This window comes from Enterococcus sp. DIV1537a (assembly GCF_051712085.1).
In the GTDB taxonomy this organism is placed as follows: domain Bacteria; phylum Bacillota; class Bacilli; order Lactobacillales; family Enterococcaceae; genus Enterococcus; species Enterococcus faecalis.
Window position 1 is genome coordinate 1,358,506 of the sequence record NZ_JBIOOE010000001.1, and the last position, 15,324, is coordinate 1,373,829.

Annotated in this window: 18 protein-coding genes; all 18 read left to right on the forward strand. The window is 38.8% G+C overall.

Annotated features, from left to right (window positions below):
- Positions 1-50: 50 nt before the first annotated feature.
- The 18 genes from IGJ41_RS06775 (at position 51) to IGJ41_RS06860 (ending at position 15,322) form a co-directional block, all read left to right on the forward strand.
- Positions 51-401 carry a nucleotide pyrophosphohydrolase gene (locus tag IGJ41_RS06775; protein ID WP_016626510.1) on the forward strand — a complete coding sequence of 117 codons (351 nt, stop codon included), beginning with the start codon at positions 51-53 and terminating at the stop codon, positions 399-401.
- The gene (gene dapB, locus IGJ41_RS06780; protein WP_016626511.1) at positions 394-1,173 is read left to right on the forward strand and encodes a 4-hydroxy-tetrahydrodipicolinate reductase; all 780 of its coding nucleotides are present in this window, start codon (positions 394-396) and stop codon (positions 1,171-1,173) included. Before IGJ41_RS06775 ends, dapB begins: the two co-directional genes overlap by 8 nt.
- Positions 1,170-2,390: a CCA tRNA nucleotidyltransferase gene (locus IGJ41_RS06785; RefSeq protein WP_002366680.1), complete on the forward strand. Its 1,221-nt coding sequence runs from the start codon at positions 1,170-1,172 to the stop codon at positions 2,388-2,390. Before dapB ends, IGJ41_RS06785 begins: the two co-directional genes overlap by 4 nt.
- Positions 2,390-2,764: a thioesterase family protein gene (locus IGJ41_RS06790; protein WP_016626512.1), complete on the forward strand. Its 375-nt coding sequence runs from the start codon at positions 2,390-2,392 to the stop codon at positions 2,762-2,764. The genes IGJ41_RS06785 and IGJ41_RS06790 overlap by 1 nt, the downstream gene beginning before the upstream one ends.
- 89 nt (positions 2,765-2,853) lie before the next feature.
- The gene (locus IGJ41_RS06795) at positions 2,854-3,309 is read left to right on the forward strand and encodes a hypothetical protein (RefSeq protein ID WP_002357586.1); all 456 of its coding nucleotides are present in this window, start codon (positions 2,854-2,856) and stop codon (positions 3,307-3,309) included.
- 488 nt (positions 3,310-3,797) lie between these two features.
- Complete coding sequence (aroE, locus tag IGJ41_RS06800) at positions 3,798-4,664, forward strand: shikimate dehydrogenase (protein ID WP_104855744.1); 867 nt, start codon at positions 3,798-3,800, stop codon at positions 4,662-4,664.
- Between the two features lie 36 nt (positions 4,665-4,700).
- Complete coding sequence (gene aroF / locus IGJ41_RS06805) at positions 4,701-5,726, forward strand: 3-deoxy-7-phosphoheptulonate synthase (protein WP_002363948.1); 1,026 nt, start codon at positions 4,701-4,703, stop codon at positions 5,724-5,726.
- A gap of 22 nt (positions 5,727-5,748) precedes the next feature.
- Positions 5,749-6,825, forward strand: coding sequence for a 3-dehydroquinate synthase (aroB, locus tag IGJ41_RS06810; RefSeq protein ID WP_101008434.1), 1,077 nt, complete (start codon positions 5,749-5,751; stop codon positions 6,823-6,825).
- A gap of 1 nt (position 6,826) precedes the next feature.
- Positions 6,827-7,993 carry a chorismate synthase gene (gene aroC / locus IGJ41_RS06815; protein WP_061101168.1) on the forward strand — a complete coding sequence of 389 codons (1,167 nt, stop codon included), beginning with the start codon at positions 6,827-6,829 and terminating at the stop codon, positions 7,991-7,993.
- A gap of 33 nt (positions 7,994-8,026) precedes the next feature.
- A complete protein-coding gene (locus tag IGJ41_RS06820; RefSeq protein WP_002374855.1) occupies positions 8,027-9,121 on the forward strand; it encodes a prephenate dehydrogenase in 1,095 nt (364 codons plus the stop codon).
- 6 nt (positions 9,122-9,127) lie between these two features.
- The gene (gene aroA, locus IGJ41_RS06825; RefSeq protein ID WP_002420201.1) at positions 9,128-10,414 is read left to right on the forward strand and encodes a 3-phosphoshikimate 1-carboxyvinyltransferase; all 1,287 of its coding nucleotides are present in this window, start codon (positions 9,128-9,130) and stop codon (positions 10,412-10,414) included.
- A gap of 19 nt (positions 10,415-10,433) precedes the next feature.
- Entirely contained in the window at positions 10,434-10,940 is a 507-nt protein-coding gene (locus IGJ41_RS06830; protein WP_153853782.1) for a shikimate kinase, read from the forward strand.
- A 7-nt stretch (positions 10,941-10,947) separates the two neighbouring features.
- Positions 10,948-11,796 carry a prephenate dehydratase gene (gene pheA, locus IGJ41_RS06835; RefSeq protein ID WP_104855743.1) on the forward strand — a complete coding sequence of 283 codons (849 nt, stop codon included), beginning with the start codon at positions 10,948-10,950 and terminating at the stop codon, positions 11,794-11,796.
- 143 nt (positions 11,797-11,939) lie between these two features.
- Positions 11,940-13,112 (forward strand): LCP family protein, encoded by a 1,173-nt coding sequence (locus tag IGJ41_RS06840; RefSeq protein ID WP_002365661.1) that lies wholly within the window; start codon positions 11,940-11,942, stop codon positions 13,110-13,112.
- 75 nt (positions 13,113-13,187) lie between these two features.
- A complete protein-coding gene (locus tag IGJ41_RS06845) occupies positions 13,188-14,036 on the forward strand; it encodes a DegV family protein (protein WP_002382324.1) in 849 nt (282 codons plus the stop codon).
- Positions 14,037-14,229: 193 nt separating this feature from the next.
- Positions 14,230-14,424 carry a hypothetical protein gene (locus IGJ41_RS06850; protein ID WP_002357574.1) on the forward strand — a complete coding sequence of 65 codons (195 nt, stop codon included), beginning with the start codon at positions 14,230-14,232 and terminating at the stop codon, positions 14,422-14,424.
- A gap of 11 nt (positions 14,425-14,435) precedes the next feature.
- Positions 14,436-14,912: a hypothetical protein gene (locus IGJ41_RS06855; protein ID WP_002398295.1), complete on the forward strand. Its 477-nt coding sequence runs from the start codon at positions 14,436-14,438 to the stop codon at positions 14,910-14,912.
- A gap of 77 nt (positions 14,913-14,989) precedes the next feature.
- Positions 14,990-15,322, forward strand: a complete 333-nt coding sequence (locus IGJ41_RS06860; RefSeq protein ID WP_002357572.1) for an ACP phosphodiesterase — start codon at positions 14,990-14,992, stop codon at positions 15,320-15,322.
- The last annotated feature ends 2 nt before the right edge of the window (positions 15,323-15,324 follow it).

Consider the following 15,324-nt stretch of genomic DNA (forward strand, 5'->3'; position numbering starts at 1 on the left):
CCAAGTTTTTGATAAGATGTAGGAGGTAGAGTAAGAAAGGTTGGGGTAAAATGTCAGAATCAGAACAACGTAGTTTGCAATCGATGCAAACAGAAGTTGATGATTATATTCAACAGTTTAAAACAGGCTATTTTTCACCATTAGGACAAATGGCTCGTTTGACGGAAGAGGTCGGAGAATTAGCCCGTGAAGTCAATCATTATTATGGTGAAAAACAGAAAAAAGCAGACGAAAAACCAAAGACAGTATCAGAGGAACTTGGAGATGTCTTTTTTGTATTGATTAGCATGGCAAATTCTTTAGAGATTGATTTAACCGAAGTTTTTGAAGAAAATATGGCCAAATTTAACGAGCGGGATCGCTATCGCTTTGAAAGAAAGGATGGGAAAACACATGATTAAAATAATTGTCGCTGGGTTTAAAGGACGGATGGGCAGTACTGCTACACAAATGGTCTTAGAAACCGCAGACTTTGAATTAGTAGGTGTGTATGATCCTCATGAAGCACAAGAAACTGTTTCTTTCGATGATGAAACCGTAATTCCCGTTTTTCAGCGCTTAGAAGAAGTCCTAGCTGTCAAACCAGATGTTTGGATTGATTTTACGGTTCCTGAAGCCGCCTATCCAAATACACGTTTTGCGTTGGAACACGGTATGGCGCCTGTTGTTGGGACGACAGGCTTTACGGAGGAACAAATCAACGAATTGACAAACCTATCTCGAGAAAAAGCCATTGGCGGCTTAATTGCACCAAATTTTGCAATTGGGGCAGTTTTAATGATGCAATTTGCCCAAAAAGCGGCGCAGTATTTTCCAGATGTGGAAATCGTTGAATTACATCATGATAACAAATTGGATGCACCAAGTGGAACGGCTATAAAAACTGCAGAAATGATTCAAGAAGTTCGGCCAGCAAAAAAACAAGGGAATCCGCAAGAGGTAGAATCAATACCAGGGGCACGCGGGGCTGATTTTGAGGGTCTGCGAATCCATAGTGTCCGCTTACCTGGTTTAGTGGCACACCAACAAGTCCAATTTGGTAGTGTAGGTGAAGGGCTCACTATTCGACATGATTCTTATGATCGGCGTTCATTCATGACAGGAGTGGCGTTAGCTTGTCGGCAAGTGGTACAGAGAACAGAACTACTTTACGGATTGGAACAGATGCTATGAAATTGACAACTATTCCAAACGAATTTAAAGAAGCCGCTCCCGTTATTCGTGAAATCAATGCACAGGGCTTTGAAGCGTATTTTGTCGGGGGCAGTGTCCGTGATGCTTTATTAAATAAACCAATCCATGATGTCGATATTGCGACAAGTGCCTATCCAGAAGAAATTAAGCAAATTTTTAAACGAACCGTTGATGTGGGCATCGAACATGGCACAGTCCTTGTATTGATGGAAGACCAACAGTATGAAGTAACAACCTTTCGTACCGAGTCAACTTATCAAGACTTTCGTCGACCAGATGAAGTCACCTTTGTTCGCTCCTTGAAAGAAGACTTAAAACGGCGAGATTTTACGATTAATGCCTTGGCGCTCGACAGCACAGGCGAAATCATTGATTTGTTTGATGGTATCGAAGATTTAACTAATCAAACCATTCGTGCAGTCGGTAATCCCCATGAGCGGTTTCATGAAGATGCTCTGCGGATGATGCGGGGTTTACGCTTTGCTAGCCAATTAGATTTTAAAATTGAAGAAAAAACCTTAGCCGCTATCGCTGAATTTCATCCTTTATTAGAAAAAATTTCAGTAGAACGCATTACAATTGAATTTGTAAAAATGCTTTTAGGAGTTAATCGACAAGGTGGCTTAGCTCCGTTTATTGAAACAGAATGCTATCAATACTGTCCAAAATTACGAGAACAAGGGGCTGGACTTTTTCGTTTAATGGACTTGCCTGCTCGTCAAATTGAAACAGAAGCAGAAGCGTGGACGTTACTTATCCAATCGTTGAATTTACCAGAAGCAGAAATTCGCTCCTTCTTAAAGGCTTGGAAACTTTCCAATCAATTAATTCAAAACGTTTCACAATTAGTACGTGGTCTGCGTTTTCGCTTGAGTAACGACTGGCAGCCAATGATGCTTTATGAATTAGGCGAAGAATCAGCAGTACTTGTTGAAAGGCTTTTATATTATTACCAACAAGAGAGTCAAGTACAAGTAACAAAAGAGTTAGTTAAGGCATTACCCATCCATCAAAGACATGAATTGGCCATAACAGGAAAAGACCTTTTAGCCATCTTAGAAGAAACACCAGGCAAATGGTTAGGGGAACTGATTGCTGAAATCGAGCAACACGTTGTTGAAGGTAGCTTAGAGAATAAACAAGAAGTTCTGCTTTCGTTTGCCAAAAAACAACGTTCAAAAGGAGAGAAAGCATAATGCCAACAGAAATGTTTACAAAAGAATTTTTGGTGAAAGAATCACAAACGGCTAAAATGCTCGGTTCTGGTGACTTAGAAGTTTTAGGAACCCCTGCTTTAGCTGCCATGATTGAACAAACAGCCAAAGAAGCTGTGAAGGACCAATTATCAGTTGGGGAAACAACTGTCGGAACGGTGTTAGAATTGCGCCACTTATATCCATCCGCGGTAGGGGCAACAATCGTTGTTACGATGACCAGCATTGAACAGACTGCACACAAAATATGCTATGAATTTGTTGCTTATGAAGGAGAACGACAAATTGCCAAAGGTTCTCACCAACGTGCAGTAGTTGAGATTGATTCTTTTTTAAAAAGAATAACAAAAGATTAAGAATCTACAGCGAAAGTTTGTGACCGTTTATCAAAAGTATGGTAAACTAATAATGTAAGAAATTATTTTTAAGTAAGGAGATTTGTGCTATGGCTAGAGAAATGACAGGACTTAAATTTTATTTCAGAAATGGTGAAACTTGGACGATTGATCGTCGTTTTATTGGTGATTTATGGATCAAACATATTACAACAAGTTTTGGCCGTATTCATGGTAGTGAATTTGTTGAAATTCATCCATGTGAAGGGTTCAAAATTGAAATTTTCCAAGAAGGAGATCATGTTCAAACCCACGATATTAACTTAGGTGGCTTAGAATTAGGGATGTTCTCTCGTGCTTTAAAATATGAAGATATCGAACGTATGGAAATTCTTTACAAAAATGGCACACCAGATTTAGTTTATTTCCCTTACAAAGATAAAACAGATGAGGGCTTGGATAACATCTATCAATCTACAAAAGTCAGCGAAAAAACTAAAAACTTATACATTGTTATCGACCCAACACAAACAGTTGATGATGTATACGCTGAAGAATTAAAATAATTTTTGCTCCACAGGAATCAGTGAAATGACTGGTTCCTGTGGCTTTTTTCAGTCTTTTGACGAATAAAATAACATTGTTTTTAATGGAATAGTCGAAAAAATAAGCGAATAAGTGTTGACACATGTTTTTTCTAGCGGTATACTGTTAACAATTCTTAATTAAATCAGTTTTGGAGTGATTCTTATGACGACAACGAAGAAAAACCATACACAACTGAATAACTTTTACTTTAGCTATTTTAGATAGGTTTGTATTCATAACATTATGGGTACAGACAACAAACGTTTGTATCTATAATGGCTAGGGAAATTTAAGATGACTTTCAGCCATGTAGATTTAAGAAAATCTATAGTGGCTTTTATATTGCTTTTTTGTAGGGTATTCACTGTAGATTTTTCTTAAAATTTACTGTGAATATCCTTTTTGTTTGGCCAAAAATTAGGATTTCAGAAACTTACTAAAAAAATTTCGTAAAGGAGCACACAGGATGAAAGAAATAACTGGATCTACTCGTTTAGCTGGGCTATTCGCGAAACCCAGCCGACACAGTATTTCACCGTTGATTCATAATACAGCATTTCAAAATTTAGGAGTTGATGCTCGGTATCTGGCGTTTGACGTTGGACAAGAGACACTGCCACAAGCAATTGAAGCGATTCGAACGTTTCACATGTTAGGGGCCAACTTATCAATGCCCAATAAAGTGGCGGCTGTAAGTTATATGGATGAACTAAGTCCTACCGCTCAACTGGTTGGCGCGATTAATACGATTGTCAACAAAGATGGAAAACTTTACGGAGACAGCACGGATGGTACTGGTTTTATGTGGAGTTTGAAAGAGAAAAAGGTTGACGTTTTTCAGAATAAAATGACCATCTTAGGAACAGGTGGTGCAGCCTTATCAATCATTGCCCAAGCTGCTTTAGATGGCGTGAAAGAAATCGCCGTTTACAACAGGAAAAGCGCGGGGTTTAATGAAAGTCAAAAAAAACTGGCAAATTTCACTGAACGAACCAACTGTGTAATTCATTTAAACGATTTAGCGGATACTGAAAAACTAGCAAAAGATGTTGCTGAAAGCGTCTTGTTAGTTAATGCAACGAGTGTGGGTATGCATCCACATGCGCATAGTAGTCCTATAGAAAATTATGCAATGATTCAACCGAAGTTATTTGTGTATGATGCTATTTATAATCCCAGAGAAACACAGTTATTAAAAGAAGCCCGTTTACGTGGCGCAGAAACAAGCAACGGCTTGGACATGCTACTTTATCAAGGAGCTGCTGCTTTTGAACAATGGACAGGACAAAAAATGCCTGTATCAGTCGTAAAACGTAAAATTGAAAATAGATAAAAAGAGCGCCGTTTAAAGGCATGAGGAGAGAATATAATGATCGTAATTATGAAAGAAAATGCAACCGAAAAGCAAATGAAACAAGTCATTGATTTAGTAACAGGTGCAGGCTTAACTACTCAAACAAGTCAAGATAATGGAAAAACAGTGATAGGCTTGATTGGTGATACAGAAAAATTAGTTGAAGCAGAGTTAACAGCATTAGAAGGCGTGGAGAAAAGTGTCCGCATTTCGTTGTCTTACAAACTAACGAGTCGTTTATTTCATCCAGAGAATACAGTGGTTGATGTGAACGGTGTTAAAATCGGTGACGGCAGTATGACCATGATGGCGGGCCCTTGTTCAATCGAAAGCTTAGATCAGATTCGTGAATGTGCGCGAATTGCTAAAGCTGGCGGTGCAACAATTTTACGAGGTGGTGCATTCAAACCTAGAACGTCGCCATACGCTTTCCAAGGACTAGAAGAAGAAGGACTAAAATACATTCGTCAAGCGGCTGATGAATTAGATATGCAAGTCATTACAGAAGTGATGGATGAAGCGAATTTAGAGCTTGTCGCAAAATACAGTGACATTTTACAAATCGGTGCGCGTAACATGCAAAATTTCAAGTTATTACAAGCGGTTGGTAAAACTGGAAAACCTATTGGCTTAAAACGCGGGATTGCCGGTACGATTGATGAATGGCTAAACGCAGCTGAATACATTGCTGCGCAAGGAAATTTCAATGTGATCTTCATTGAACGTGGGATTCGTACGTACGAAACCGCTACGCGCAATACACTTGATTTAAGTGCGGTGCCTTTAATTAAAAAATTAAGTCATTTTCCAATTATTGTTGATCCGAGTCATGGTGTTGGTATCTGGGATTTAGTACCGCCAATGGCCCGAGCAGGTGTTGCTTCAGGTGCGGACGGCTTGATTGTAGAAATTCACCCAGATCCAGCGAATGCGTGGTCAGATGGGCCACAATCCTTGAATGAAAAAACTTACCTACGTATGATGAAAGAAGTTCATATCATCGAAAAAGCAATGAAAGAAATTAATGCTTTAGAAGATTAGTAAAGACAGAGGAGTAGAGGACATGAAATTAACCGTAACGTTACCTACACATTCATATGATTTAACCATCGAAACAGGTGCCTTAGATAAAATTGGCACCTGGGTACGTAGCCTGTGGCAGCCACAACGGGTAGCGATTATTACCGATGAAACGGTGAATAAATTATATGGCGCAGCTGTTGAGAAAGAATTGCAAGCTGCTGGTTTTGAAACATCATTGATTGCTGTAGCGGCAGGTGAACAAAGTAAGAGCCTCGAAACAGCTCAGCTGCTTTATGATTTTTTAGCGGAACAGCAATTGACTCGAAGTGATGGTCTAATTGCTCTAGGTGGAGGCGTTGTGGGAGATCTAGCTGGATTTGTCGCTTCAACCTATATGCGCGGTATTCACTTTTTGCAAGTACCAACAACCTTACTGGCACAAGTAGATAGTAGCATTGGAGGTAAAACAGCGGTTAATACTAAAAAAGCCAAAAATCTTGTCGGTACTTTTGCCCAACCAGATGGGGTTTTAATTGATCCTAATACACTTAAAACATTAGAACCTAGACGTGTGCGTGAAGGAATTGCAGAAATTGTAAAATCAGCAGCTATCGCTGATGTTGAATTGTGGCACCGTTTATCCTCTTTGGAAAATGAACAAGATTTAGTGGTACATGCAGAAGAAATTATCACGGCCTGTTGCAAGATTAAACGTGATGTCGTCGAAGAAGATGAATTAGATTTGGGCTTACGTTTGATTCTGAATTTTGGGCATACGATCGGCCACGCATTAGAAAATACAGCTGGTTACGGGGTGATTGCTCACGGTGAAGGCGTTTCTTTAGGAATGATTCAAATAACTCAAGTCGCAGAACAACGAGGGCTTTCCCCACTTGGGACTACCCAAGAGTTGGTCACCATGCTAGAAAAGTTCCATTTACCAGTAACGACAGATTGTTGGCCAGAAGAACGTCTCTATCAAGCAATTACACATGATAAAAAAACACGTGGGGGACAGATTAAAATCATTGTCTTAGAAAAAATTGGTCAAGCGAAAATTGTCTCTTTACCAACGGAAGAAATTCGAGCATTTTTGAACAGAGAAGGAGGAATTTAAGATGCGCTTTATTACAGCAGGCGAATCACATGGACCTGAATTAACTGCTATTATTGAAGGCTTACCAGCCGGTCTGCCTTTAAGTAGCGAAGAGATTAACCGAGAATTAGCAAGACGTCAAGGCGGTTACGGTCGTGGGGGACGGATGAAAATTGAAAAAGACCAAGTACGTATTACTTCGGGCATTCGGCATGGTAAAACACTTGGCTCACCAGTAACGTTGATTGTCGAAAACAAAGACTGGAAAAATTGGACCTCCGTGATGTCAGTAGAGCCAGTTCCTGAAAAACAAAAGAAAATCCGCCGCGTCAGCAAACCACGTCCAGGACATGCTGATTTAGTCGGTGGCATAAAGTATCAACATGATGATTTACGGAATGTTTTAGAACGGTCTTCGGCACGAGAAACAACGATGCGTGTGGCGATTGGTGCGGTTGCTAAAAAACTCTTAGCTGAACTGGATATCCAAGTCGCTGGGCATGTCGCGGTATTAGGCGGGATTGAAGCTACGATTCCTGAAAATTTAACGATCCGTGAAATTCAAGAACGGTCTGAACAATCTGCCGTTCGCGTATTAGATCCTTCCGTAGAAGAAAAAATGAAAGAACTAATTGACCAAACCAAGAAAAATGGCGATACAATTGGTGGGGTAGTAGAAGTACTTGTGGGTGGCGTTCCAGCTGGCTTAGGTAGCTATGTTCAATGGGATCGTAAACTAGATGCCAAAATTGCGCAAGCCGTTGTAAGCATCAATGCTTTTAAAGGTGCTGAGTTTGGCATTGGATTTGAAATGGCGCAACGCCCTGGTAGTCAAGTGATGGACGAGATTGTTTGGGACGAAAGTACAGGTTATACCAGAACTTCCAACAATTTAGGCGGTTTTGAAGGAGGAATGACCAACGGAATGCCAATCATCGTTCGTGGTGTCATGAAACCTATTCCAACCCTTTATAAACCATTACAAAGCGTGAATATTGATACAAAAGAGCCTTATAAGGCTAGCGTTGAGCGCTCTGATAGCACGGCGGTACCGGCCGCTAGCGTTGTTTGTGAAGCCGTTGTTGCAACGGAAGTAGCGAAGGCTATGCTCGAAAAATTTGATAGTGACTCATTTGAACAAATGAAAGAAGCAGTGAAACGTTATCGTCTATATACTCAAAACTTTTAATGGAAGAAAGTCGCAAGTATATGGAGGGAAAAAATGAAGAAACGTATTTTAATCGTAGGATTAGGGCTAATCGGGAGTTCACTGGCTTTGTGTATCAAAAAAGGGCATCCAAACAGTGAGATTATCGGTTTCGATAATCAAGCGGAGTCAACTGAATTTGCTAAGAAAACGGGTCTAATTGATGAGATAGCTGAATCTTTAACAAGTGGGGCAAGACGAGCAGAGATTATTTTTCTTTGTTCCCCAGTTAAAGCAACTTTAGTACAACTAGAAGAATTAAACCAATTATCACTAGAAACTGCTCTGATCACAGATGTGGGTAGTACCAAGGTGGAAATTAATCAGTTAGCAACAAAGCTTAACATGAAAAATTTTATTGGTGGTCATCCAATGGCTGGTTCACATAAATCTGGCGTAACAGCCGCTGATGAACGTTTGTTTGAAAATGCCTACTATATTTTTACCGATGACCATGGCGAAAAAAACAAACAGATTCAGGAGTTACAAACGTTACTAAAAGGAACGCATGCGAAGTTTATTACGATGCCTGCACAGGAACATGATGAAATTACTGGTGCTCTAAGTCACTTGCCACATATTGTTGCCGCAGCTTTAGTGAACGAAAGTCAGCAACTGAATACCACTTACCCTAGAGCACAGCAGCTAGCGGCTGGAGGATTTAGAGATATTACTCGAATTGCTTCCTCTGATGCAACGATGTGGACGGATATTTTATTAAGCAATCGCTTAGTATTATTGGACTTACTAGAAAATTGGCAAAAAGAGATGACTACTGTTTGCCAATGGTTAACAGAAAAAAATGCCCCAGCTATTCGTAATTTTTTTGATAAGGCCAAAGAAACACGTGCTCAGTTGCCCATTCATAAAGAAGGCGCAATCCCAGCTTTCTATGATCTGTTTGTTGATGTACCAGATCAACCAGGAATCATTGCTGAAATTACGCAAATTTTAGGCGAAGCGGACCTTTCTCTTACAAATATTAAAATTTTAGAAACGAGAGAAGAAATCTATGGGATTCTTCAATTGTCTTTTAAAAATCAATCAGACTGCCAAGCTGCAAAACAAATTTTATCTAAAAAAACGAACTATACGTGTTACGAAAAATAAGAGGTGATGAGGGTGCAACTACGTACAAATGTGAAACATTTACAAGGGACTCTGATGGTTCCTAGCGACAAATCGATTTCCCATAGAAGTATTATGTTTGGAGCGATTTCTTCTGGAAAAACGACGATTACAAATTTTCTAAGAGGCGAAGATTGTTTAAGTACCTTAGCGGCGTTTCGTTCTTTAGGTGTGAACATTGAAGATGACGGGACGACAATCACCGTTGAGGGGCAAGGATTTGCAGGCTTAAAAAAGGCGAAGAATACAATTGATGTTGGAAATTCAGGGACAACAATTCGTCTAATGCTAGGCATTTTAGCTGGCTGTCCCTTTGAAACGCGCCTAGCTGGTGATGCGTCTATTGCTAAACGACCGATGAATCGTGTGATGCTTCCTTTAAACCAAATGGGAGCGGAATGTCAAGGGGTTCAACAAACGGAGTTTCCGCCAATTTCTATTCGCGGGACTCAAAATTTGCAACCGATTGACTACACAATGCCTGTTGCGAGTGCTCAAGTGAAATCGGCTATTTTATTCGCCGCTTTGCAAGCCGAGGGCACTTCTGTAGTGGTTGAGAAAGAAAAGACACGTGATCATACAGAAGAGATGATTCGACAATTTGGTGGAACACTTGAAGTAGACGATAAAAAAATTATGTTAACTGGACCGCAACAATTAACAGGTCAAAATGTGGTAGTTCCTGGTGATATCTCTTCTGCAGCTTTCTTTTTAGTTGCGGGTTTAGTAGTCCCAGATAGCGAGATACTTCTGAAAAATGTTGGCTTAAATCAAACGCGGACAGGTATTTTAGATGTGATTAAAAACATGGGTGGTTCCGTCACTATTTTAAATGAAGATGAGGCCAATCACTCTGGCGATTTACTTGTAAAAACGAGTCAATTGACAGCTACAGAGATTGGTGGCGCTATTATCCCACGTTTAATTGATGAGTTACCGATTATTGCTTTGTTAGCTACTCAGGCTACTGGCACGACAATCATTCGAGATGCAGAAGAATTGAAAGTCAAAGAAACCAATCGGATTGATGCAGTAGCGAAAGAATTAACAATTTTAGGCGCCGACATCACGCCTACTGATGATGGCTTAATTATACATGGACCAACTTCTTTACATGGTGGAAGAGTTACCAGTTATGGGGATCATCGTATCGGGATGATGTTACAAATTGCTGCATTACTTGTAAAAGAAGGCACTGTTGAATTAGATAAGGCTGAAGCAGTTTCAGTTTCTTATCCAGCATTTTTTGACGACTTAGAACGTTTAAGTTGTTAACGAAGGAGGATAACGAACCATGGAAAGCATTGTTTTAATTGGTTTCATGGGTGCGGGTAAAACAACTATCGGCCAAAGTTTGGCCAATAAACTAAAGATGCCTCATCTTGATTTAGATACAGCGTTAATTGAAAAAATAGGATGCTCAATTCCTGACTATTTCGAAAAATATGGTGAAGCAGCTTTCCGAGAACAGGAAACCCAACTTTTAAAGGAGCTGTCAAAAAATACAGCCGTCCTTTCAACTGGGGGCGGGATTGTTGTCGGACCAGAAAATCGTAGCTTATTAAAATCTTTTCAGCAAGTGATTTATCTACATGCGACACCAGAAGAGCTGTTAAAAAGAATCACAGAAGATACTGAAAACCAACGACCCTTAGCTATAGAACGTTCTTCAAAAGAAATCATTACTTTATTTGAGTCTCGTAAAAATTTTTATGAAGAATGTGCGAAGATGACAATTGATACGACCAATCGCTCGCCAGAAGAAATTATCAATGAAATTCTGCAACAATTAAAGGAGTAGAGAAACGATGAAAGTTGGTTATTTAGGTCCGATTGGTTCCTTTACGTACAGTGCAACGTTGGCTGCTTTTCCTGATGCTACATTGATACCGTACGCATCGATTCCAGCTTGCTTGAAAGCAATTGAACAGCAAGAAGTGGCATGTAGCATTATCCCATTAGAAAACACGATTGAAGGAACCGTTAATGCATCGATAGATTATTTGTATCATCAAGCGCAGTTACCTGTCCAAGCAGAGTTGGTTTTACCGATTCAACAACAATTAATGGTGGCAAAAGAGAATCAAGCGATCTGGCAACAAAGTCAGAAAATTTTATCACATCCGCAAGCATTAGCTCAATCGCAGATGTTTCTAGAGAAAAACTTTCCAGAAGCGATTTTAGAAGCAACGCCTTCAACAGCTTACGCCGCCAAATACATTGCAGAACATCCAGAATTACCTTTTGCAGCTATTGCACCAAAACTTTCTGCGAAAATGTATGATTTGACCATTGTTGAAAAAAATATACAAGATTTATCGGTAAATCAAACCCGATTTTGGGTTCTTGGTTCTGAAAATTTAGCGATTTCTTTCCCGCTATCTGAGAAAAAAATAACGCTGGCGATTACGATGCCAAGTAATGTTCCTGGCTCTTTACACAAAGCATTAAGCGTGTTTAGTTGGCGAGGGATTAATCTTAGCAAAATAGAATCGCGGCCGTTGAAAACAAAGCTCGGAGAGTACTTCTTTTTAATGGACTTAGTGAATGATCAACCAGAAAAACTAATTGAAGCAGCTTTAACAGAACTGGAACTGATTGGCGCAGAAATAAAAATTTTAGGGGATTACCCGATCTATGTTTTGTCCACACTTTAAAGAGTTAAAAATGAAAATGAAGCTTACTTATTAGATAAAGTGAGTTTCATTTTTTATTAAATTACATATTTGTAATAGGAATTTCCTGCGAAATGAGGTATCCTAAGAAAGGTGATAAAACACAGAGGTAAAGGAGTGACACGATGAGTCGTGTAGATCGTTATAAACATATTCATGAAAAATCGAGACCAGCAGAGCATAAAAAGACCTTTAATCCCCGAAAATCAATGGGTGAACATAGAGAAGAAGAACCAGAAGAACTAGCTGAAAGCCTTCAAGAGCCAGTTTACGAAGACAGCTATACTGAGGACAGTCGCAGAAGTGAGAGGCGACATCAAACAGATTCAGGTGGTGGCAACGGTTCTGACCAACCACCCCGCGGAAAAAAAGACAAGAAACCAAAAAAGAAACGTAAAAAATCAAAAACAAAACGCTTTTTCAAATGGCTAGTGATCCTATTGATTCTGTTATTTGCCTATAGTACAGTCATGTTTTTAAAAGGAAAATCTGCAGCAGAACATGATGACTCGTTGCCTCAAGAAAAAGTAGAAACATTTAATGGTGTCAAAAGTAGCAATGGGGCTAAGAATATTTTAATTCTTGGCAGCGATACACGTGGGGAAGATGCTGGACGAGCCGACACAATAATGGTTCTCCAACTAAATGGACCATCAAAAAAACCGAAATTAATTTCATTTATGCGTGATACATTCGTGGACATTCCTGGTGTCGGGCCGAATAAAATTAATGCCGCATACGCTTATGGCGGTGCTGAATTGGTTCGTGAAACGTTAAAACAAAACTTTAATTTAGATACGAAATATTATGCTAAGGTAGATTTTCAATCATTTGAAAAAATTGTTGACTCTATGTTTCCAAAAGGTGTCAAAATCGATGCAGAAAAATCACTGAATTTAGATGGCGTTGATATTGAAAAAGGGCAACAGGTCATGGATGGACATGTCTTACTTCAATACGCTCGCTTTAGGATGGATGAAGAAGGCGACTTTGGTCGGGTTCGTCGCCAACAACAAGTTATGTCAGCTGTAATGAGCCAAATGAAAAACCCAATGACTTTATTAAGAACCCCAGAATCACTTGGGAAATTAGTCGGCTATATGTCGACAGATGTGCCTGTTAGTTTCATGTTAACGAACGGACCATCATTGCTGATTAAAGGAAAAGCAGGGGTTGAGTCATTATCGGTTCCGGTACCAGATTCTTGGAATTTTGGTGAATCCTCTTATGCAGGCAGTATTTTAGAAGTAGATGAACAAAAAAATGCTGACGCCATCGAAAAATTCCTGAACGAATAAGGAAAGCATTTTAAAATATCCTTTTTTATGCTATATTAGAAACAACGTGGAAAATTAGTGAAACGAGGTTACAAAATGAAAATTGCTATTGTGACAGATAGTACAGCTTATTTACCCGAGCGCATTAAAGATCATCCGAATCTTTTTGTAATTCCCATCCCAGTCATTTTAGATGGAAAAATATACAACGAAGGCATTGACATTGAAGCAGATGAATATTATGCATTGCTAAATAATAGTAAAGAATTTCCGACGACTTCACAACCTGCTTTAGGAGAAGTGTTAGAGCTTTACAAATCAATCGCTGAACAAGGGTACGACACCATCATCAGCATTCATCTTTCTTCAGGAATCTCTGGTTTTGTTCATACATTGCACGGACTTACTGATGAAATCCCAGGCGTTGCTTTGTATCCATATGACTCAAAAATTACAAGTATGCCAATGGGACACATGGTAGAAGCTGCTTTAGATTTAACAGAAGAAAAAGCCAGCTTAGAAGAAATTTTTGCCAAATTAGATTTAATTCGTGATAATACGTATGCATATCTAATTGTAGAAGATCTGAACAACTTAGTTCGTGGCGGTCGCTTAACGAATGGCGCAGCCTTGATTGCTGGGCTATTGAAGATTAAACCTATCTTGACTTTTGAAGATGGAAAGATTGTATTATTTGAAAAAATCCGTTCAACAAAGAAAGCTTTTGCTCGTGCAGAAAAGATTATTGGTGAACGAAACGCAGGGATTGAAGCGCCAGTTAAACTGTATGTGATTCATGCCAATAACCGCATCGTTGCTGAAAAAGAACAAGCAAAATTACAAAAGCTATACCCAAATGCAGAAATTGAAATCGGTCATTTTGGTCCAGTTATTGGGACCCACCTAGGGGAAAAAGCAATTGGCTTAGCGATTTCAGCTCAATAATAAAAGATGAGACAAAAGTAAACTACTTCTGTCTCATCTTTTATTCTATTATTTTGTCGTTTGCTGCTGTTACTCAGCCGAATACTTTTTGTTTATAAGAAAATGTAAAATTACTCCTTTTTATTAGAAAATATCTTGCAAATTAAGCAATTCCTTACAAAGTAATGTATACTAAGGAAGAGGAGGCGGTTAAATGAAAAGAAATATAGCCTTGTTGCAAAGCGAAAAAATGAAAAAAGTTCAAGCTTTAGCAAACTACTACCAAGAATCAATTGACTTACCGCCTGGAAAAAACCGTGAGGCGGTTATCAAAAAGATTAACGAATCAAAAAAAGAAATTAAAGAAATAAATGATATATTAACAGATATTCAAAAGAAAAAGAAATAAAGGAGTCGTTTGTGATTATCGATGGATTTACGTTATTGCTATTTTTATTTGTCGTCGTTATGTATGGTTACTTTTACTTCGTACGTAAAAGTATTGTAATTCCGGCTGCAAAACATCCTACAACAAAATATCTAGTTGCTTTTTTTAGTTTAATGATTCTGGCCAATGCATTTTCGGCAGGAGATAAAATTGAAATGATTCGAAGTGTGTTATATATTTTGATTATCTTCAGTTTTCTTTACGATGCAAGAGGTTTTGCGGAGAATTGTATTATTACGCATCCTTTTGACAATCGGGGCACGGCCTTTAAAGATATCGAAAAGATTGTCCTTGTTCAAAAACCGAACGGTATTCGTTTAGGGTATTTAAAAAAAGGCAGAAGAGGGGTGGTTTTACGCTTTTCTGCGCCACTAGAAGAAATGGTTCTTTTTCTTTCAACACGGATGAATGAAGAGGCAGAAATTGATATTATTGTTAATGAAGATTAACCATGTTCAGCTCCTAGAAATCAGCTTTTCCCGCGTTAAGTTTTGTCTGAATTTCTTTTGAAAAAAAGAAAGCAATTTTGCTTGTACTTTTGGTAAAATTTGTTATAATTAGTCAGATTAAATTTTGGAAGGAAGTTGTTTCGGTGAGTGAAGAATTTGAAAAGTGTGTCGCTGACTTGAAAAAGAAATATCAAGCAATCCCTGAAGAAAAACGACAACACTTTGCAGAACGTATGCAAAAGAAAAATTTCTTACGCTACAAAAAAATTGAATTAATTAAAGGAGAACTTCTTCGTTTAGAAGCACGACGCGCTCAATTGGAACTTTGCGAACGCAGTTCTGAGTTAGAAGAAGTCGAAAAGAAAATTATTCTTAAAAAGAAAAAATTACTTAAATGTTTTGATCGGTAAGT